We start from the raw sequence: 19,581 nt of genomic DNA, 5'->3' as shown, positions 1-19,581 counted from the left end.
TTAATATAAAAATCAATAAAATAAAAATGCACTAATTGATGCATAAATCTTGACAAAAGGCATATAATATAGTATCATTGTATCACCAAAGAGGTGATGCAATGAATCAGCACTATAATCAGAATTATACCTGGGAACAGATTGATGAGATTTTGGCAATGATACATGACTGTATTAGAGAGGGCAGATTCATTATATCAAAAAATGAGAATAGACAAGAAAACATAGATTTTATAAATGAATATAATCTAAACAGCAGAAGGCAAAAGGAGATTTTACTGAAAATAAAAACAGAAGATTTTTGCCATTCATTGCAAAATACGAAAGTAGGATTTGAACATGAGGTTTTATATGTATTTTGTCCCCAGGTTACGTTATTTAACTTTGATGGCATCGAGGAGTTAGTTGATATATATACGAAATTTAATCTAATTGATAGTGAAAGTGGAAAACGAGTGGTTGTTATATCGTTTCATAAGCGAAACAAGCCGATTGATTATCTTTTTCGATGATCAATCAGAAAGTTTGAGAGTTTGAAAGGAGGCCGCCTTATGAATAGGAATAAGACATTTTGCGAGGAATGCAGAAGAGATGTCGAATACATGGTAGAAACAGCAACAATTAAGGGTAAACTTAAAGGCGAAGAATATGAGTATACTGGAAAGAAGGCTGTTTGTACGGAATGTGGGAGCGAAGTCTATGTAGCGGATATAGAGGACGAAAATCTAAGGGCTTTGTATGACACGTACCGTCAAAAAAACGGCATTATTTCGCTGGAGAAGATATTAGAAATACCTCAGAAATACAATATTGGAAAACGTCCCCTATCATTGCTTTTAGGTTGGGGAGAAATGACTTTTTCGAGATATTGTGAAGGTGATATGCCTACAAAACAGTATTCAGATATTCTTCAAAAGATTTATGATGATCCAGCGTATTATAAAGAATTACTGGAGAAAAATAAGGACAATTTAAAATCTCTGCAGGCATATGAAAAAAGTAAGCGGAAGGTACAGGAACTGCTTGGGGAAGAAAACAAAACGGGTTCAAAGCTGGACTCAATTATCCAATATCTGCTTTATAAATGCGAGGACATAACTCCTTTAGCTTTACAAAAGGCGCTATATTATGTCCAGGGTTTTTATTATGCTTTTGAAGGACGGTTTCTTTTTGAAGAAGACTGTGAGGCGTGGGTTCATGGACCGGTTTACAGAGATATATATAACAGGTATTCATCTTATCGGTTTGACCCCATTGAGAGTGTTGAAGCTTTCGATGAATCAGTTTTTACAACTGCTGAAAAAGCGATATTGGATAGCGTTATTAAGAACTTCTGCTGTTATAGCGGAAAAACGCTAGAGAAGTTTACGCATCTGGAGAAACCATGGCGGCATACTAGAGACGGTTTGCCAGTGGATGCGCATTCTAATCGTGTAATACCCAAAGAATTGATCGGGAAATATTTTGTAGCTGTGAAAGAAAAATTCAACATGCTTACTCCTGGGGATATAGAAGTATATTCGAAAGCTATCTTTGAACAAATAAACTAATATTTTTAGCTTCCTTTAAGGTGAGATTTTCATGAGATGAAAAACACAGATATCCCATATATAATGATATCGTGAAAAAATGACATTTAAAACGCATAAGCCCTTCGGGGCTTTTTCTTATGACATAAAACGGGAGTGAAGAAAGATGTACGATAATTGTTTTGGCGGTAACGGAAGGAATGGCTGCAATATCCTGACTGTACACAAGTGCTTGCAAGATAAATGTTCCTTCTATAAAAGCACCCAGGAGTTAGAGGAAGATAGAAAAAAGGCTTATCTTTTGCTTGCAGCTTTACCACCCGATATGCAGAGATATATTTCAGATAAGTATTATAACGGTAAGATGCCATGGGCAAAAAGTAAATGTTCTGTTTAGTATTCCAGATGAGATTTCTATGAGATGAAATTCAGTAAAAAACCAAATATAATGGTATTGTGAAAAGTTATGGATAAGCCTTCATGGGATGAACCTGTGAGGGCTTTTTTATACGCGTAAAGGAGGTGGCCAGATGCCAAGAAAACCAAAAAGGCCTTGCTCCTTTCCTGGCTGTCCTGAACTGACGGACGGAAGGTACTGTGACATGCATCAAAGGCAAATGGATGCTTATTACAACAAATACGAACGAGATCCCCAAACAAGAAAACGCTATGACCGGAGATGGAAACGCATCAGGAACAGATATATCTCAGAGCATCCGCTTTGCGAGGAGTGCCAAAAGTACGGAAGGCTTACACCAGCCGAAGAGGTACATCATATTATCCCTTTATCCAAAGGCGGAACCAATGCAGACAATAACCTTATGAGTCTGTGCAAACAATGTCACTCATCGATCACTGCCCGCGAAGGGGAGAGATGGGCAAGACGGTAGGGGGGTCAAAATCTCTGGTGAAGCAGTTTTGTGCAACGGGCGGGGGGTCACGCGCGAAAAATCGCAGTTTCAAACGGGGTATATCCCTCGTCGTCGCAAACTGCGCTTTGCTCGTTTTGACGCCAGCGTCAAAAGCTCGCCTGCTCCGTTGCTCCTCCTCTCCCCGCAAAGCCTGCGGCTTTGCGGGGGGCCCCAATTAATTACAGGAATCGAGGTGATGTGTATGGCAAAGGACGGTACCAACCGCGGCGGGGCACGTATCGGTGCAGGACAGAAGAAAAAACCTCTGGCGGATAAGATTTTGGAAGGAAATCCCGGCAGACGAAAGCTCATGGTAATGGAGTTTACGGATGCTGCGGAACTGGAAGGAGAGAGCATGCCGCCACCGAGGGATTATCTTGCTGCAAAGCAGAAGAACGGAAAAACAACACTGGCGGTGGAAATATACGAAAAAACATGGCAGTGGCTTAAGGAACGCAGGTGTGTTCACCTTATCCCTGCGCAGCTTATAGAGCAATATGCCCAGAGTGTGGCGCGGTGGATCCAGTGCGAGGAATGTATCACTGAATTTGGCTTTCTTGCTAAACATCCGACAACTGGCAATGCCATCCCGTCACCTTATGTGGCTATGAGTCAAAGCTTCATGAAACAGGCCAATAACCTGTGGTATCAAATTTATCAAGTCGTGCGGGAAAACTGTGCTACCGAATACAAGGGGGCCACTCCCCACGATGATGTGATGGAAAAACTCCTGACAGCCAGGAGGGGTGGCTGATGCATAAAACAAATTCAATCTTTCTTAGGGAACTAAGAAAATATAAAGACCATTTAACGAAGCAGCAGTTTAAGACTCTGCGGGGACAAGTAATAAACGGAGATTGTGAGGGCGCAAAAAAGGGTCTTAAGAAAATATTGAACAGGAGAATGCAGCATGAACATACAAAAAATATCTGTTGAAAAACTTAATCCAGCAGCATACAACCCGCGCAAGGATTTAAAACCCGGCGATAAGGAATATGAAAAGCTAAAACGGTCAATAGAGGAATTTGGCTATGTGGAGCCTGTTATCTGGAACCAAAAAACAGGTAAAGTGGTAGGCGGGCATCAACGCTTAAAGGTTTTGCTGGACTTGGGACAGACTGAGATAGATTGCGTCGTTGTAGATCTAGACCTGCAGAGAGAAAAAGCGCTTAATCTTGCTCTTAATAAGATTCAGGGAGAGTGGGACGAGAATAAACTGGCTGAACTGATGGCCGAGCTTGACGCAGGTGCATTTGATGTTTCGCTCACAGGATTTGACGCTTCTGAAATAGACGAACTGCTCAACCGATGGTATGCCAAGGAAGCGGTGCAGGACAGCTTTGACATAGATAAAGCGCATGAGGAAATTGTGCAGTGCGAGCCGGTAACGAAGCGGGGCGATATCTGGCTTCTCGGGAATCATCGCTTGATGTGCGGCGACTCTACTAAGGATGAGGATTTTGAGAAGTTGATGGAAGGGTGTCACGCACAGATGGCAGTGACTTCCCCTCCATATGGGGTAGGCAAAGAATATGAAAAGGCCGGGATTGAACCATGGTTCGAGACAGTACGCCCAGTGATTAGAAACCTGTGCAGGTATGCAGATATTGTCTGCTGGAACTTAGGTGATCTCTATGCCACCGGCTCTCAGTTTATTGAACCCACCAGTGTTTACAGCGTGAATATGTTCTTGGACAACGGTTACCGCCCTATCTGGATCCGCATTTGGAAAAAACAAGGGCAAAATTTCGGTGTAGGACCTTATCATCTTGTTTCAAACAAGCCGGTTCAGCAGTATGAGTATATTTCAGCCTTCAGCAATAAAGGAGAAGTTGAGGAATATAACGATCAGGAATATGTATGGCTTTCAGCCTTTGCGGGACACAGTTATAAATTTGTGAAACGGCTTACAAAGGAAGAACGCAAGAAATGGGGCTATGCTGGGATATGGGAGATGACCACTGTACGGGCAAACAAGGAGCATCCTGCAATGTTCCCTGTGGAGCTTCCATGGCGGTGCATCAAAATGCACAGCGACAAAGGCGGTATTGTGCTTGAGCCGTTCTCTGGTAGCGGAACTACTATAATTGCGGCTGAACAGACCGAGCGTAAATGCTACGCAATGGAGTTATCCCCTGTTTACTGTGATTTAGCTGTTAAGCGCTGGGAGGAATTCACCGGTGAAAAAGCCATCAAACTGGAGGGTTAAGATTTATGGATATACTGAAAATACCAACAGAAAAACTAAAACCATCTAAATATAATCCGCGGAAAGATTTAAAGCCTGGTGACCCTGAATATGAAAAATTACGTCGGTCTATTGAAGAGTTTGGATATGTAGAGCCGGTTATATGGAATAAACGCACCGGGAATATTGTCGGTGGTCATCAGCGATATAAGGTATTGACAGCTTTGGGGTATAAGGAGATCGACTGTGTTGTAGTTGATTTGGATGAACAGCGGGAAAAGGCGCTCAATGTTGCACTGAATAAAATCAGTGGCGAGTTTGATATTCCGCTTTTGACCGATCTGCTTATGGATTTAAATGAAGATGGTTTTGACGTTTCTCTTACCGGGTTTGATGCTTCGGAAATTGATGAGTTGTTCCGTGATAAAACAACCGCTAATGTCAAAGAAGATAATTTCGATACAGAAAAGGCAATTGCAGAGATTAAAACTCCGGTTACCAAAAAGGGCGACATATGGGTACTTGGCAGCCACCGTCTGATGTGCGGTGATAGCACCATGCTTTCAGATGTGCAAAAGCTGATGAACGGACAAAAGGCGAGATTTGTTTTCACCGACCCACCCTGGAATGTTGATTACGGTTCAGATACCAGGCATCCAAGCTGGAAGCCAAGACAAATTCTAAATGACAATATGAGCACCGAAGAATTCGGTGCTTTTTTATTGCGCGCTTTTAAATGCATGAAAGAGGTTTCTGAAGCCGGATGCATGACCTATGTGGTAATGAGTGCTCAGGAATGGGGCAGTTTGATGAACGTCATGCGGGAGGCAGGGTATCACTGGTCGAGCACAATTATATGGAAAAAAGACAGCTTGGTACTGTCAAGAAAGGACTATCATACCCAGTACGAGCCGATCTGGTATGGTTGGCTTGAAGGAACACGCCTTTGCCCGCTTAAAGACCGTAAACAGTCAGATGTTTGGGAGATACCCCGTCCTAAAGTATCGGAGGAGCACCCTACCATGAAGCCGGTATCGCTTGTAGCAAAGGCAATGCTCAATAGTTCCCATATTGGAGATTTAACTCTTGACCTGTTCGGTGGTTCTGGTACGACAATGATTGCGGCACAGCAGACCGGGCGGGTTTGTTTTATGATGGAGCTTGACTCGAAATACTGCGATGTGATTGTAAAGCGCTATGTTTCACAATTTGGCGCAGATTCAGTATTCTTGGTAACAGGTAGTGAAAAAATACCTTACGCGGAAACACAGATTGATTAAAAATGTCCTTGCTTTCCCCTCAAAACAGAGCGTTAATGTACTCCACCAAAAAGGAAAGGTGGGATTTTTTATGGGAATCAAAAATGTTTTAGCTTATTTGAGGGGAGGTGTATGGCATGAGCAATAACAGCTTTCGCTTTTCACAGAAGGTTGTCGGTCAGGAGAGAAAAGCCATTGCCTCGGTCATAGCTGAAGCCCTTGAAGGCCAGGTGCGCTATGCCGGAGCACCGGAGTTTTTGTATGAGATTAAAGACGAAAAATCTGCTGGCAGTTGGACGATTGACAGGGACAGTGTGGTTCACTCACCGAAAATTAGTCTCAATGAAATAAAAACCATCCGTTCAGTTATTGACACGTTGAATGTGGAGGGCTTTTCAGCAGAGGGGACCATGACAATTACTCTTTCGTTGGAGGGCTTTAGCGCGATTAGCCTTGAAAACCTAAATAATATGCTGGCCAGCAAAGAGACATTGATAAAGAAGGCAATGTTGATTGAGGGGGAACTTGCAGTCTTAGCTGAAAATGATGATATTTCCTTCCCTTTCTGGAACGCGACTTTAAATGCTGATGAAGTGCAGACCTATATAACGCTGGCAAAGCAGATGGCAGAACAGGCAAAATTACAGAAGCGAGTACTACGAAAAGAAAAACCAACAGATAATGAAAAATATGCTTTTCGCTGTTTCCTGCTTAGGTTGGGGTTTATAGGTGATAACTTCAAAACTGAACGCAAGGTGTTACTTTCAAGGCTGTCCGGTAACGGGGCGTATCGGAAAGGCAGAGCAAAGGCGGTGGACGAAAATGAATGATTTTCATAGCACCGCCTTCTTTGTCAAGCATCCGTTTAGAATAGAGGATTTAAAAGTGCCGCATCGGTATGAGACGAGGAAACGATTTGTAGTTGTAAAAACTATCGAGCTATCAAAGATTGATTATGATAACTTCGTTGCCGACCTATGTGTTGATCGCATTTTCATTGAGGAAAATAAAGGGCTTTGTCATGTTAATGAGAATGGAGTGTGGCGTTGCCTGCTGGTTAAGCAGCGGGGACGGTCTGATGGAGTGTTGGTAATGCCGGATGGTAGAGATTACCCAAAGTATGCCGCATATTATCCTGGAGAGGAGGACGAGCTATGAGTGCAAGAGGCTTTCCTTCAAAAGAAACAGTCCTTCGCCTTAAAGAGCAGTATCCGCCGGGAACACGCGTTGAGCTTATCTACATGGATGATCCGTATTCTAAGCTGAAACCGGGAGACCAAGGAACAGTCTCTTATGTGGATGATATCGGAACTGTTCATATTGACTGGGACTGCGGTTCTTCTTTGGGTGTAGCTTATGGTGTAGATATGATCAGAAAGCTGTAAATGTACACAAATTAAGATGCGGAAAATCGTCCAAAATCCAGCGGAAACTCATGCAGAATTGCCTTGCTATCCTGTGTTTTCAATGGCCTAATGTACACTGCCAAAGGGCAAAAAACACAGAGAAAGCGAGGAGAAAGCGCAATGCTTACAACGAGATTTGGAATCGAGGTAGAATTGACGGGGATTACAAGAAAACAGGCGGCAAAAACTGCATCAGCTTTTCTTGGAGGAAGGATTGAATCCAGCGGAGATTATTACGATACCCAAAAGGTTATTGCACCGGATGGACGGATATGGAAATTCATGAGCGACGGGAGCATCCGGACTCAGAAAAAGGAAAGCGGCCGGATTGCAGCGGCAGGCCGGGAATACAGTGTCGAGCTGGTAAGTCCGATACTGACATACCGCGAGGACATTGAAACCCTGCAGGAATTGATAAGGAGGCTCCGCAAGGCGGGAGGTTTTGCAAACACAAGCTGCGGAATCCATATCCATATAGACGGGGCAAACCACACGCCGCGAAGCATCCGTAATTTTATCAACATTATCGCCAGCAAGAACGACCTTTTCTATAAGGCACTGCAGATTGAGCCGGATAGGATGCGGTTTTGCAAGAAGATGGATGAGACTCTGGTTGAAAAGATGAACAGGCGTAAGCCCAAAACCATGGCTGCGATTGAGAGCATCTGGTACGAGGGTTACAGCGAAAGCCGAAGCACCCATTATCACAATAGCAGGTACCATTTTCTCAACCTGCACAGCTTTTTTAACGGCAATGGAACAATTGAGCTTCGAGGCTTTAACAGCGAACTTCATGCGGGAAAAATTAGAAGCTACATAGTGCTTGCCCTTGCGTTAAACCATCAGGCATTAACCCAAAAATGCGCTTCCAGCAAGAAGCCACAGGTTGAAAATGAGAAGTTTGCCATGCGGACATATCTCAACCGCATTGGACTTATTGGTGATGAGTTCAAAAACTGCCGGGAGCATCTTTGCAAACACCTTGATGGTAACGCAGCATGGCGGTTTCGGGCAGCATAGATAGACAAGCGCAGGGGTGGATCTCCGCCTCTGCCTTGGTAAATACAAGGAGGATGATACGATGAGCAAAGAAAAAGGAACCATATATTTAGCATACGGAAGCAATCTGAACTTAAGGCAGATGGCATACCGCTGCCCAACGGCAAAAGTGCTGGGGAGTGCAAAACTCACAGGATACCGGCTGTTATTCAGAGGAGGGAATGGCGGCGCAGTAGCGACAATAGAAAAACAAAAAGGTGAAAGAGTACCAGTACTGCTTTGGAGAATCATGCCTAATGATGAGAAGGCGCTGGACAGATATGAAGGTTATCCGCATCTATACCGGAAAGAAACGGTTAAGGTACGTTTCAAAGGGCAGTGGGTACCCGCAATGGTGTATATCATGAATGAAGGTAGACCTTTGGGAGCACCGGGTCGTTACTATTACGAGGTGATTCGGCAGGGCTATATAGATGCGGGTTTTGATATTTCATTTCTCAATAAAGCGGTAAGAGATTCAATTTCAGCGGCAGAGAAGTCAGAGGTGTAGGACATGGGTAACGAGAATCTGATAACTGATAAGATTTATCGGCAGATTATGGCCATGCGGGACAGCGGTGCCTGTAATATGTTTGACTTGCCAAGAGTACAGGAAGAGGCATATAAAATGGGGTTTTATGAATTAGTAGTATTTCTTAATGAACACAAGAAAGAATATGCCGAGTTTATCCTGACAGGCAAACGATAACGTTTATAACGTAACAAGTTTCATAGAAATCCACTAAGGAGAGGAACTTCATCCATGAGGTTCCTTTTTTCTTGCTCAATTTTAGGAAAGGAGGCGGCAAAGCTGCGGAAGTTAAAACGATATAAACCAACCAAGTTTATGGCGGAAGGTTCTCGATATGACAAGGAAGCGGCGGATGCCGCTGTTACTTTTATAAACTGCCTGAAGCATACCAAGGGTGAATGGTATGGAATGCCTTTTGAATTAATTGACTGGCAGGAACAGATTGTCCGGGATATATTCGGAATCTTGAAACCTAACGGATACAGGCAGTTTAACACTGCCTATATAGAAATTCCAAAAAAGCAGGGTAAGAGCGAACTTGCAGCGGCAATTGCTTTATATCTTACCTGTGGTGATTTCGAGCATGGTGGCGAGGTTTATGGATGTGCGTCTGATCGTCAGCAGGCATCCATTGTTTTCGATGTTGCAGTAGATATGGTGGAACAGTGTCCGGCATTAAAATCTCGAATTAAACCAATGCTGTCACAGAAGCGGCTGGTTTATAAACCGTTAGGCAGTTTTTATCAGGTGCTTTCAGCGGAGGCATATACGAAACATGGGCTAAACGTCCATGGTGTGGTATTTGACGAACTTCATGCTCAGCCAAACAGGGATCTTTATGATGTAATGCTTCACGGATCTGGCGATGCAAGAAAACAACCGCTGTTTTTCCTGATCACAACTGCTGGCACAGACCGCAATTCCATCTGCTGGGAAGTACATCAAAAGGCTGAGGATATTCTTCAAGGGCGTAAGATAGATCCGACTTTCTACCCTGTTATCTACAGCGCAGCCGATACCGATGACTGGACAAGTGAAAAGGTATGGAGAAAGGTTAACCCGTCACTGGGCATTACAGTCGACATCGAAAAATTGAGGGTGGCTTGTGAAAATGCCAAGCAAAATCCTGCAGAGGAAAATTTATTCCGTCAGCTCCGCTTAAATCAGTGGGTGAAACAATCGGTGCGCTGGATGCCAATGGATAAATGGGATAAGTGTGCGTTTCCTGTTGATGCAGAAAAATTGCGCGGCAGAACCTGTTACGGAGGACTTGACCTGTCATCTACTACCGATATTACCGCCTTTGTGCTGGTGTTTCCACCGCTTGATGAATCTGATAAATATCAGATTCTACCTTTTTTCTGGATACCGGAGGAGAATATTGATCAGCGTGTGCGGAGAGATCATGTGCCTTATGATGTCTGGGAGAGGCAAGGCTTTTTATATACCACTGAGGGTAACGTCGTGCATTATGGCTTTATCGAAACCTTTATTGAGGAACTCGGAATGAAATATAACATTAAGGAAATAGCCTTTGACCGCTGGGGCGCAATTCAGATGACGCAAAACCTCGAGGCTTTGGGGTTTACGGTTGTTCCATTCGGTCAGGGTTTCAAGGATATGTCGCCGCCTACAAAAGAGTTGATGAAGCTGACATTGGAAGAACGCATCGCCCATGGTGGTAATCCAGTACTGCGGTGGATGATGGACAATATCTATGTCAAAACCGACCCCGCCGGAAACATTAAGCCGGATAAAGAAAAATCCACCGAGAGAATAGATGGTGCGGTAGCGTTAATTATGGCGCTTGACCGCGCATTAAGGCATGACGGGGATGAACGCAACGGATCAATTTATGATGAAAGGGGGCTGTTGATCATATGAGTGTATTTTCCCGTTTGTTCAAAGCAAGGGATAAGCCGAAAAACAGTCTGTTCGGTAATGCATACAGCTTTTTCTTCGGTGGTACATCCAGCGGAAAGACTGTCAATGAGCGGACGGCCATGCAGACAACGGCAGTGTATGCCTGTGTAAGGATACTTGCAGAAGCCATCGCCGGGCTTCCGCTTCATGTATACCGGTACAAGGAAGACGGTGGCAAAGAAAAAGCGTTGACCCATCCGCTGTATTACCTGCTCCATGACGAACCAAACCCTGAGATGACTTCATTCGTGTTCCGGGAAACACTGATGAGTCATCTTCTTTTATGGGGAAATGCTTATGCCCAGATTATCAGGGACGGTTCCGGACGAGTGCTGGCACTTTATCCCCTTTTGCCAAACAAAATGACGGTAGACAGGGCTCCAAATGGAGAGCTGTTTTACACTTACCGACGCGACAGTGATGAAAGCAGGGTAAATCCGAAGGCAGGCCTTATATACCTGCGAAGTGACGAGGTGCTTCACATCCCCGGACTCGGTTTTGACGGACTGATCGGATACTCCCCTATTGCTATGGCCAAGAACGCCATAGGCATGGCTATTGCCTGTGAAGAGTATGGTGCATCCTTTTTTGCCAACGGTGCGAATCCGGGTGGTGTTCTGGAACATCCCGGCGTATTAAAGGATCCGGCAAAGGTGCGTGAAAGCTGGAACGCTGTTTATCAAGGAAGTGCCAATGCTCACCGCATTGCAGTTCTGGAAGAGGGTATGAAGTTTCAGCCAATCGGCATTCCACCCGAACAGGCACAGTTTTTGGAGACAAGAAAGTTCCAGATAAACGAAATTGCCCGGATATTCCGAGTACCTCCCCATATGGTAGGAGATCTTGAAAGGTCAAGCTTTTCAAACATCGAACAGCAGTCTCTGGAATTTGTCAAATACACGCTTGACCCATGGGTGGTGCGCTGGGAACAGGCTCTCCAAAAAGCGCTGCTTTTACCATCGGAGAAGCGGAAATACTTCGTCAAGTTTAATGTAGACGGTCTTTTGCGCGGGGATTATGCAAGCCGCATGAACGGCTATGCTGTAGCTCGCCAGAACGGCTGGATGTCTGCTAACGATATCCGCGAGCTTGAGGACATGAATCGGATCCCAGCGGAGTTGGGTGGTGATCTGTATCTTGTCAACGGTAATATGACCAGGCTTGCTGATGCAGGTGCATTTGCAGGCAAAACCAATGCTGAAACGGAGGGATCAAAAGATGAACAAATTACAAAAACCAAAACCGGTTCGCCGCTTCTGGAACTGGATACAAAACGATGATGGCAGCCGGACATTATATATTGACGGGCCAATAGCCGAAGAAAGCTGGCTTGGAGACGAAGTAACTCCAAAACAGTTCAAATCAGAGCTGTTATCCGGAGAAGGTGATATAACGATCTGGATCAACAGCCCGGGCGGCGATATATTTGCAGCCAATCAAATTTACAACATGCTGATGGATTACAAAGGCAAAGTAACCGTAAAGATTGACGGTATTGCGGCCAGCGCCGCTTCGGTCATAGCCATGGCCGGAGGCGACGTCTTTATGTCACCTGTCAGCATGATGATGATTCACAACCCAATGACAATAGCCATCGGCGATACAGAGGAAATGGAAAAAGCTATCGCAATGCTGGAGGAAATAAAGGAATCCATTATCAACGCTTATGAGCTGAAAACCGGACTTTCCCGGGCAAAAATATCGCACCTTATGGATGCGGAAAGCTGGTTTAACGCAAGAAAAGCGGTGGAACTTGGCTTTGCCGATGGCATCCTGTTTATGGAGGATGAATCATTCCCATCCGAATTTGAAGTATCAGGAGGAATGATCTTCAGCAGGCAGGCAGTGACAAATTCCATCCTGCAAAAGCTTAAACCAAAAGAAAAACCAAAAGGAACCCCGATTGAGTCGCTTGAAAAGCGGCTTTTTTTATTAAAACCATAAGGAGGATTTGATTATGAGCAAAATACTGGAACTGCGTGAAAAACGCGCGAAAGTATGGGAAGCTGCTAAGGCTTTCCTCGACAGCAAACGCGGGAACGACGGACTGCTTTCACCGGAGGATACCGCAACTTATGAAAAAATGGAAGCCGATGTTATTGCGCTGGGCAAAGAAATAGAACGTCTCGAGCGTCAGGCTGCCATAGATTTGGAACTGTCTAAACCGTTGAATATTCCTATTACAGACAAACCCACTTCCATATCTGGCAACAATGAAAAAACCGGACGTGCCAGCGATGAGTACAGGCAGTCTTTCTGGAACATGATGCGCGGCAGGCGCAAATATGACGTGCATAACGCGCTGCAGATCGGAGAGGACACCGAAGGTGGATATCTTGTCCCCGACGACTTTGAGCGTACTCTTGTGGAAGCGCTGGAGGAGGAGAATATTTTCAGGCAGATTGCCAATGTCATTATAACTTCCAGCGGCGACAAGAAAATCCCGGTAGTGGCAAGCAAGGGTACCGCGTCCTGGGTGGACGAGGAAGGCCAGATTCCCGAAAGCGATGACTCCTTTGCACAGGTATCCATCGGCGCATATAAGCTGGCTACTATGATCAAGGTGTCCGAGGAACTGTTAAACGACAGCGTATTCAACCTTGAGCAGTATATCGCCAAAGAGTTCGCCCGCCGAATCGGAGCAAAAGAGGAGGAAGCATTCTTTATCGGCGACGGCTCTGGCAAGCCAACCGGTATTTTGGCAGATAACGGCGGTGGCGAAATAGGAGTAACCGCGGCAAGCGCGACAGCCATTATCCTTGACGAGATCATGGACTTGTTCTACAGCCTAAAGTCTCCGTATCGCAGGAACGCTGTATTCATTATGAACGATTCGACAATTAAAGCTATAAGGAAACTTAAAGACAACAACGGTCAGTATCTCTGGCAGCCTTCTGTAACTGCTGGAACACCGGACACTATCCTCAATCGTCCAGTTAAGACGTCTGCATTCATGCCTGCCATTGCCGCTGGAGCAAAAACGATTGTATTCGGCGATTTTTCTTATTAGTGGGTGGCAGACCGCCAGGGCAGGGTTTTTAAGCGGCTCAATGAGCTGTATGCTGCTACCGGACAGGTAGGATTCATGGCAACCCAACGTGTAGATGGCAAGCTGGTGCTGGCAGAAGCAGTCAAGATACTGCAGCAGAAATCAGCTTAATGAAAACGGAGGGCTGCGGCATGGAACTTTTGGAGAAGGTTAAAGCAAACCTCATATTGCAACACAACGAAGATGATGCACTTTTACAAGAGTATATCAAAGCCGCAGTGGCCTATGCAGAAAGTTATCAGAAAAAGCCGGAAAGATATTATGCCGAAAACCCAATGCCGCCTACTACTGAGCAGGCTGTCATTATGCTGTCGAGCCATTTCTACGAAAGCAGGGATGGCTCGACGGCTGGCTTTTTTGGGGATAGTGTGCAGGCAGGACAGCAGGTATGGAATACAGTTAACCTTTTGTTGCGGCTTGACCGGGATTGGAAGGTGTAAATATGGGCTTTGGGAAAATGAGAACTTTTGTGGATATTATCTCAACCAAGCCGGTTAAGGACAGTGAGGGTTTTGCTGAAAAAGGTGATGTCATCCTTGCCTCTGTAAGGGCATACAAAGAAGACAAGCATGGCAGTGAAAAATGGGCAAACAGGGCGACGTTTTCGCAGGCGTCTGCCCTGTTCCGCTTCCGTAGGATCCCTAACCTTGAAATTACTACAGATCTTGTACTCGTTTGCAGCGATGGCAGGTACAACATTATCAGTGTAGAGGATGTGAAGGGACGCGGAATGTATATTGAGGTGCTTGCGGAAAAAGTGAAATCAAGCAAAGCATAAGAGGAGGTGGCTGCAACGTGGCTAAGGTGGAAGTTAAGATGCCGGAAGAGTTCTTGCTCAGGCTTTCCAGACTTGGAGAAAGGACAGATGAAATTATACCCAAGGTGCTGGAAGCAGGCGGGGAAGTGGTTCTTTCAAAAGTGAAGTCCAATCTTCAGTCAGTTATCGGGAGCGGCACTAAATATCCGTCCAGAGCAACCGGTGAATTGGTAAATGCTTTGGGACTCTCTCCTGCCAAACAGGACAGGGATGGAAACCACAACATAAAAATCGGCTTTACTGAACCAAGGAAGGATGGGGTAAGCAATGCGAAGATTGCTAATATTATTGAGTACGGCAAGTCCGGGCAGCCTCCAAGGCCCTTTTTGAAACCGGCAAAATCAGCTACAAGGAAGTCCTGCATCGAAGTAATGAAGTCAAGACTGGAACAGGAGCTGGGTCGTATATGAGCATATTGTCAGAATTAAACTCGTTATTGGATGGTTTGGGTATCCCCATTGAAACCGGGGTATTTAGCGGTGTACCGCCAGATGAGTACCTTGTCATTACTCCGATGACAGATACATTTGAAGTTTTTGCAGACAACCGGCCTCAGGTAGAAACCCAGGAGGTAAGGTTGTCTTTATTTATAAAGGGAAACTACACTGCCCGTAAAAACGAAATAGTGAACACATTGCTCCAAGCAGGCTTTACCATTACCGACAGGCGGTATATAGGCCATGAGGACGATACCGGCTATCACCACTATGCCATTGATGTGGCAAAAGAGTATGAAGTAAAGGAGGAATGAAAAACATGGCCACAATCGGACTGGACAGGTTATATTATGCCAAAATAACTGAGAATGAAAACGGAGAAGAGACATACGACACGCCTGTTCCGCTGGCTAAGGCTATTACGGCAGAGCTTTCTGTGGAGCTGGCAGAGGCGACACTTTATGCCGATGACGGGGCGGCAGAAGTGGTCAAGGAATTTCAAAGCGGCACCCTGACTCTTGGTGTTGCAGATATCGGAGTAGACGCTGCTGAGGTTTTGACGGGAGCCACTCTTGATGACAATAAGGTGCTGATTTCTGCCAGTGAGGATGGAGGCGCACCTGTGGCAATCGGCTTTAGAGCCAAGAAAGCTAACGGCAAGTACAGGTATTTTTGGCTTTATAGGGTAAAATTCGGCATTCCGGCGACAAATCTGCAGACGAAGGGCGACAGCATTACCTTTTCGACACCCACCATTGAAGGGACAGTCATGAGACGTAACAAACCAGATGGCCAGGGAAAGCACCCTTGGAAGGCGGAGGTCAGCGAAGACGATCCCGGTGTATCGCCTGAAACTATTACCGGCTGGTATACGGAAGTTTATGAGCCGGTATTTGCTGTGGGAGGAGGCAGCGAATAATGCAGGATAATGACAGAAGCGCAATTATCAAAATAGGCGATGAAGAATATCAGCTTATTCTAACCACTAAAGCGACAAAGGAGATTGCAAAAAGGTACGGCGGTCTTGAAAACCTCGGCACGAAACTGATGAAAACCGAGAACTTCGAGATGGCTCTTGACGAAGTGGTATGGCTGATTACACTGCTGGCTAACCAGAGCATTTTGATACACAACCTCAAAAATCAGGATAAGCGTGAACTCCTGACTGAAGAGACAGTGGAACTTCTCACATCTCCCTTGGAACTGGCAGCATATAAAGACGCTATCATGGAAGCAATGTTCAAGGGTACCAAAAGAAACGTTGAAAGTGAGGATGACTTAAAAAACACACCGGCCGAGTGAGCGATGAGGAATTGTTCACTCGGCTTCTATATTACGGCACTGTCCAGCTCAACCGTTCAGAGGATGAAGTATGGCTAATGCCTATTGGGTACCTGCTTGATTTATGGGAGTGCCATAAGCAGTTTTTAGGGCTGGCGAAACCAAAGCGGATGCTGACCATTGATGATGTGATACCTTATGGAATTTAAAGATTTTGCAGGAAAGGAGGCGGTTATGTGGCAGATAATTTTGGCTTAAAGATCGGGATTGAAGGCGAAAAGGAATTTAAAAACGCCATTCGTGAGATCAACCAAAGTTTTAAGGTACTGGGTAGCGAAATGAACCTGGTCGCATCTCAGTTCGACAAGCAGGATAAGTCAGTTGAAGCTGTTACTGCAAGAAACAAGGTGCTTAATAAAGAAATCGAATTGCAGAAAGAAAAAATAGCTACTTTGGAGAAAGCCCTTGCCAATGCCGCCTCATCTTTCGGAGAAACCGACAAGCGGACGCAGTCCTGGCAGATACAGCTCAACAACGCCAAAGCCGAGCTGAACAAAATGGAGCGCGAACTCGAACAGTCTGCTGAAAGTGCAGATGAACTTGGGGACGAATTGAAGGAAAGTGGAGACAATGCCGAAAAATCCAGCTCGAAATTTGAGAAGCTGGGCAGCGTTCTTAAAGGTGTTGGCGCGGCTATGGGTGCTGCAGCGGCCGCAGCGGGCGCGGCTGCCATCAAGCTGGGAAAAGAGGTCGTGGAGCAGTTTGGTGAGCTTGAGCAGAACCTTGGCGGTTCTGAAGCTGTGTTTGGAGAATATGCTGCACGTATCCAAAAAACGGGAGAAGAAGCCTACAAGAATCTGGGCTTGTCCCAATCCGAGTACCTTGCCACCGCCAACAAAATGGGCGCACTGTTTCAGGGTGCTGGTGTCGATCAGCAAAAAAGTCTGGAGCTTACTGAGAAGGCCATGCAACGGGCGGCAGATATGGCTTCGGTTATGGGCATTGACATGCAGACTGCCATGGAATCCATCGCTGGCGCAGCCAAGGGTAACTTCACCATGATGGATAATCTGGGCGTCGCCATGAACGCCACTACCATCGAAGCTTATGCTCTTGCAAAAGGGCTGGATTTTGCCTGGAATAGCGCAACCAATGCCGAAAAGGCCGAGATCGCCATGCAGATGTTTTTTGAAAAAACCGAACAGTATGCTGGCAACTTCGCAAGAGAGTCTACCCAGACCATCAGCGGTTCCATTGGTCTTTTACAAGCCTCTCTAAGTTCATTTATAGCAGGACTTGGCAATGCGAACGCTGATATGACGAACCTAACACAAAATCTTGTGGATGCCTTTCAGGCTGTAGTTAAAAATATTGTACCGGTTTTGGAAAATATAGTGGCTGCTCTGCCGGAGGCAACCGGTGCAATTATCTCAGCAGTCAAAGATCTGCTTCCCGTGCTGTTGCAAACTGTAACTGAATTGTTCTCTCAGGTGCTTCAAACTCTCTTGAGCCTGCTGCCGGAGCTGATCCCGGCGGCAGTAGATGCAGTCATGACCATTGCAGGTACACTCATTGATAACCTGCCTTTACTCATTGATGCAGCGGTGCAGCTAATCACAGCGTTGGTAATGGGGCTTGGAGAAGCATTACCGGAGCTAATTCCAGCAGCAGTTCAAGCAGTGATCACCATTGTGCAAGGGCTGCTGGATAATATGGACAAAATCCTTGAAGCTGCTTTTACATTGATTCAAGGACTGGCGCAGGGACTTTTAAATGCATTGCCAGAACTAATTGAAGCACTGCCGAGGATAATTACAACAATCATTGACTTTGTGACGAACAATATGCCGAAGATCATAGAATTGGGAATTACGCTTATCGTACAGCTTGCTGCCGGGCTAGTGAAAGCCATTCCAGAACTAGTAAAGTCTTTACCTCAGATTGTTGCGGCTATTATAGAAGGTTTGGGCAAGGCGGTTGTTTCAGTGGTTGAGATTGGTAAGAACATTGTAAAAGGCATCTGGGAAGGTATTAAAAGCCTTGGTAGCTGGATTAAGGATAAGGTTTCCGGTTTCTTTTCCGGTATTGTTGATGGAGTAAAGAATTTTCTTGGAATCAGATCTCCGTCCACTGTTTTTGAAGGTATTGGCGGCAATATGGCACTGGGTATTGGTGAGGGATTTGACAAGGCTATGGCCAGAGTGGCAGACGATATGCAAAATGCAGTGCCGACAGATTTTAATATATCTCCTGATATTAATGTAAGTGGAAGAGGTGGATTTAGCGATTTAGCTTCTGGGCCGCTTGTTGTGGTGCAGCAGATGATTGTTCGTGGTGAAGAAGACATACGTAGGATTTCACAGGAGTTATATAACCTGATGCAGACAGGTTCAAGGGCGCAGGGACGTTTTATAACAGCGTAATGGAGGGAAGCATATGGGATTTATCTACAATGGAATATCGTCGCAAAGTATGAAAATACGAGCAAGACTTACCAAATGGCAGGTCTCCCCTGCCCTGCGCAATTCCTTTGAAACTGTGCCGGGCAAAGCAGGTATTGCAGATTTTGGCTGCGACATATCAGAACGAAACATAATAATTAGCTGTAGTGTGCTTCCCCAGCGCAGTTTTGCTGAGCTTGTATCGGTTCTTGATAATGTTGCAGAATGGTTAAATCCGGAAAACGGGCTTAAGCAACTTGTTATAGATGATTTGCCCGACCGATATTTCATGGCTCGCTTATCAGAAGCGGTTGACTGTGAGCGGATATTGCGGACAGCGGGCAGCTTTGAACTTCGGTTTGTTTGTCCCGACCCGTATGTTTACGCGTTGGAAGATGAGATATTTGTTCTTTCTGAAACAGGTCTGCATGAGTTGGAGAGGGTTAAAGGAAATACGGATTCCAATCCGGTTTATCTCTTGAAGGGTTTGATATCAACGTCTTCATCAAGCTATATTTCGCTTATTACAAACGGAGATGAATTACGGATTATCGGCTCATTATCTGATGGAGAGACTCTTGTCATTGACTCCGGCCTGGTAACGGCTAAGATTATTGATGAAACAGGCAGCACTTTGAGAAATGGTCTTCCCAGCTTGCAGGATCTGAATTTTCCAATTCTCAGGAAAGGTGTTAATAATATTGAGATTGCTGCAGAAAACGCGACCTTTACTGAGTTAAAAATACAAGCAAAAAGCAGATGGAGGTGAT

The 19,581-nt window shown here is 45.3% G+C and carries 25 protein-coding genes and 1 pseudogene; all 26 read left to right on the top strand.

Annotated features, from left to right (window positions below):
• The first annotated feature begins 101 nt into the window (after positions 1 to 101).
• Complete coding sequence (locus tag AC6I1H_RS04275; protein WP_034844757.1) at positions 102 to 512, top strand: hypothetical protein; 411 nt, start codon at positions 102 to 104, stop codon at positions 510 to 512.
• 39 nt (positions 513 to 551) lie between these two features.
• Entirely contained in the window at positions 552 to 1,550 is a 999-nt protein-coding gene (locus AC6I1H_RS04270; RefSeq protein WP_497739744.1) for a type II TA system antitoxin MqsA family protein, read from the top strand.
• Between the two features lie 145 nt (positions 1,551 to 1,695).
• Complete coding sequence (locus tag AC6I1H_RS04265; RefSeq protein ID WP_497739743.1) at positions 1,696 to 1,926, top strand: hypothetical protein; 231 nt, start codon at positions 1,696 to 1,698, stop codon at positions 1,924 to 1,926.
• A gap of 133 nt (positions 1,927 to 2,059) precedes the next feature.
• Entirely contained in the window at positions 2,060 to 2,419 is a 360-nt protein-coding gene (locus AC6I1H_RS04260) for an HNH endonuclease (protein WP_497739742.1), read from the top strand.
• A 223-nt stretch (positions 2,420 to 2,642) separates the two neighbouring features.
• The gene (locus AC6I1H_RS04255) at positions 2,643 to 3,194 is read left to right on the top strand and encodes a P27 family phage terminase small subunit (protein WP_003515999.1); all 552 of its coding nucleotides are present in this window, start codon (positions 2,643 to 2,645) and stop codon (positions 3,192 to 3,194) included.
• Positions 3,195 to 3,350: 156 nt separating this feature from the next.
• Positions 3,351 to 4,649, top strand: a complete 1,299-nt coding sequence (locus AC6I1H_RS04250; protein ID WP_497739741.1) for a site-specific DNA-methyltransferase — start codon at positions 3,351 to 3,353, stop codon at positions 4,647 to 4,649.
• A 5-nt stretch (positions 4,650 to 4,654) separates the two neighbouring features.
• Positions 4,655 to 5,908, top strand: a complete 1,254-nt coding sequence (locus AC6I1H_RS04245; RefSeq protein WP_497739740.1) for a site-specific DNA-methyltransferase — start codon at positions 4,655 to 4,657, stop codon at positions 5,906 to 5,908.
• Between the two features lie 116 nt (positions 5,909 to 6,024).
• The gene (locus tag AC6I1H_RS04240; protein WP_497739739.1) at positions 6,025 to 6,717 is read left to right on the top strand and encodes a virulence factor; all 693 of its coding nucleotides are present in this window, start codon (positions 6,025 to 6,027) and stop codon (positions 6,715 to 6,717) included.
• A complete protein-coding gene (locus tag AC6I1H_RS04235) occupies positions 6,710 to 7,045 on the top strand; it encodes a DUF6329 domain-containing protein (protein WP_125475701.1) in 336 nt (111 codons plus the stop codon). Before AC6I1H_RS04240 ends, AC6I1H_RS04235 begins: the two co-directional genes overlap by 8 nt.
• Positions 7,042 to 7,272, top strand: a complete 231-nt coding sequence (locus tag AC6I1H_RS04230) for a DUF4314 domain-containing protein (protein ID WP_004400071.1) — start codon at positions 7,042 to 7,044, stop codon at positions 7,270 to 7,272. The genes AC6I1H_RS04235 and AC6I1H_RS04230 overlap by 4 nt, the downstream gene beginning before the upstream one ends.
• Before the next feature lie 141 nt (positions 7,273 to 7,413).
• Positions 7,414 to 8,313: an amidoligase family protein gene (locus AC6I1H_RS04225; RefSeq protein WP_497739738.1), complete on the top strand. Its 900-nt coding sequence runs from the start codon at positions 7,414 to 7,416 to the stop codon at positions 8,311 to 8,313.
• A gap of 61 nt (positions 8,314 to 8,374) precedes the next feature.
• Positions 8,375 to 8,842, top strand: a complete 468-nt coding sequence (locus tag AC6I1H_RS04220) for a gamma-glutamylcyclotransferase family protein (protein WP_004400073.1) — start codon at positions 8,375 to 8,377, stop codon at positions 8,840 to 8,842.
• A 3-nt stretch (positions 8,843 to 8,845) separates the two neighbouring features.
• Complete coding sequence (locus AC6I1H_RS04215) at positions 8,846 to 9,040, top strand: DUF5049 domain-containing protein (RefSeq protein ID WP_028992635.1); 195 nt, start codon at positions 8,846 to 8,848, stop codon at positions 9,038 to 9,040.
• 54 nt (positions 9,041 to 9,094) lie between these two features.
• Positions 9,095 to 10,747 carry a terminase large subunit gene (locus AC6I1H_RS04210; protein ID WP_014256685.1) on the top strand — a complete coding sequence of 551 codons (1,653 nt, stop codon included), beginning with the start codon at positions 9,095 to 9,097 and terminating at the stop codon, positions 10,745 to 10,747.
• Entirely contained in the window at positions 10,744 to 12,066 is a 1,323-nt protein-coding gene (locus AC6I1H_RS04205; RefSeq protein WP_497739737.1) for a phage portal protein, read from the top strand. The genes AC6I1H_RS04210 and AC6I1H_RS04205 overlap by 4 nt, the downstream gene beginning before the upstream one ends.
• Complete coding sequence (locus AC6I1H_RS04200; RefSeq protein ID WP_213997491.1) at positions 12,005 to 12,730, top strand: head maturation protease, ClpP-related; 726 nt, start codon at positions 12,005 to 12,007, stop codon at positions 12,728 to 12,730. The genes AC6I1H_RS04205 and AC6I1H_RS04200 overlap by 62 nt, the downstream gene beginning before the upstream one ends.
• A 13-nt stretch (positions 12,731 to 12,743) precedes the next feature.
• Positions 12,744 to 13,946, top strand: a pseudogene (locus tag AC6I1H_RS04195) (phage major capsid protein).
• A 20-nt stretch (positions 13,947 to 13,966) separates the two neighbouring features.
• Positions 13,967 to 14,275, top strand: coding sequence for a head-tail connector protein (locus AC6I1H_RS04190; protein ID WP_497739736.1), 309 nt, complete (start codon positions 13,967 to 13,969; stop codon positions 14,273 to 14,275).
• A 2-nt stretch (positions 14,276 to 14,277) separates the two neighbouring features.
• Positions 14,278 to 14,613, top strand: coding sequence for a head-tail adaptor protein (locus AC6I1H_RS04185; RefSeq protein ID WP_497739735.1), 336 nt, complete (start codon positions 14,278 to 14,280; stop codon positions 14,611 to 14,613).
• A gap of 17 nt (positions 14,614 to 14,630) precedes the next feature.
• On the top strand, positions 14,631 to 15,062 hold the full coding sequence (locus AC6I1H_RS04180) for an HK97 gp10 family phage protein (protein ID WP_497739734.1): 432 nt from the start codon (positions 14,631 to 14,633) through the stop codon (positions 15,060 to 15,062).
• The gene (locus AC6I1H_RS04175; RefSeq protein WP_003516028.1) at positions 15,059 to 15,403 is read left to right on the top strand and encodes a hypothetical protein; all 345 of its coding nucleotides are present in this window, start codon (positions 15,059 to 15,061) and stop codon (positions 15,401 to 15,403) included. The genes AC6I1H_RS04180 and AC6I1H_RS04175 overlap by 4 nt, the downstream gene beginning before the upstream one ends.
• Before the next feature lie 5 nt (positions 15,404 to 15,408).
• On the top strand, positions 15,409 to 16,008 hold the full coding sequence (locus AC6I1H_RS04170) for a major tail protein (RefSeq protein WP_013782353.1): 600 nt from the start codon (positions 15,409 to 15,411) through the stop codon (positions 16,006 to 16,008).
• Positions 16,008 to 16,391 (top strand): hypothetical protein, encoded by a 384-nt coding sequence (locus tag AC6I1H_RS04165; protein ID WP_003516030.1) that lies wholly within the window; start codon positions 16,008 to 16,010, stop codon positions 16,389 to 16,391. The genes AC6I1H_RS04170 and AC6I1H_RS04165 overlap by 1 nt, the downstream gene beginning before the upstream one ends.
• A complete protein-coding gene (locus tag AC6I1H_RS04160; RefSeq protein WP_003520671.1) occupies positions 16,388 to 16,579 on the top strand; it encodes a hypothetical protein in 192 nt (63 codons plus the stop codon). The genes AC6I1H_RS04165 and AC6I1H_RS04160 overlap by 4 nt, the downstream gene beginning before the upstream one ends.
• Positions 16,580 to 16,606: 27 nt before the next feature.
• Positions 16,607 to 18,793, top strand: coding sequence for a phage tail protein (locus AC6I1H_RS04155; RefSeq protein ID WP_497739733.1), 2,187 nt, complete (start codon positions 16,607 to 16,609; stop codon positions 18,791 to 18,793).
• Positions 18,794 to 18,806: 13 nt separating this feature from the next.
• Positions 18,807 to 19,580 (top strand): distal tail protein Dit, encoded by a 774-nt coding sequence (locus tag AC6I1H_RS04150; protein ID WP_497739732.1) that lies wholly within the window; start codon positions 18,807 to 18,809, stop codon positions 19,578 to 19,580.
• Position 19,581: the final 1 nt, after the last annotated feature.

The organism is Biomaibacter sp. TOL, assembly GCF_059717795.1.
This window is presented reverse-complemented; position numbering and strand designations above follow the sequence as displayed.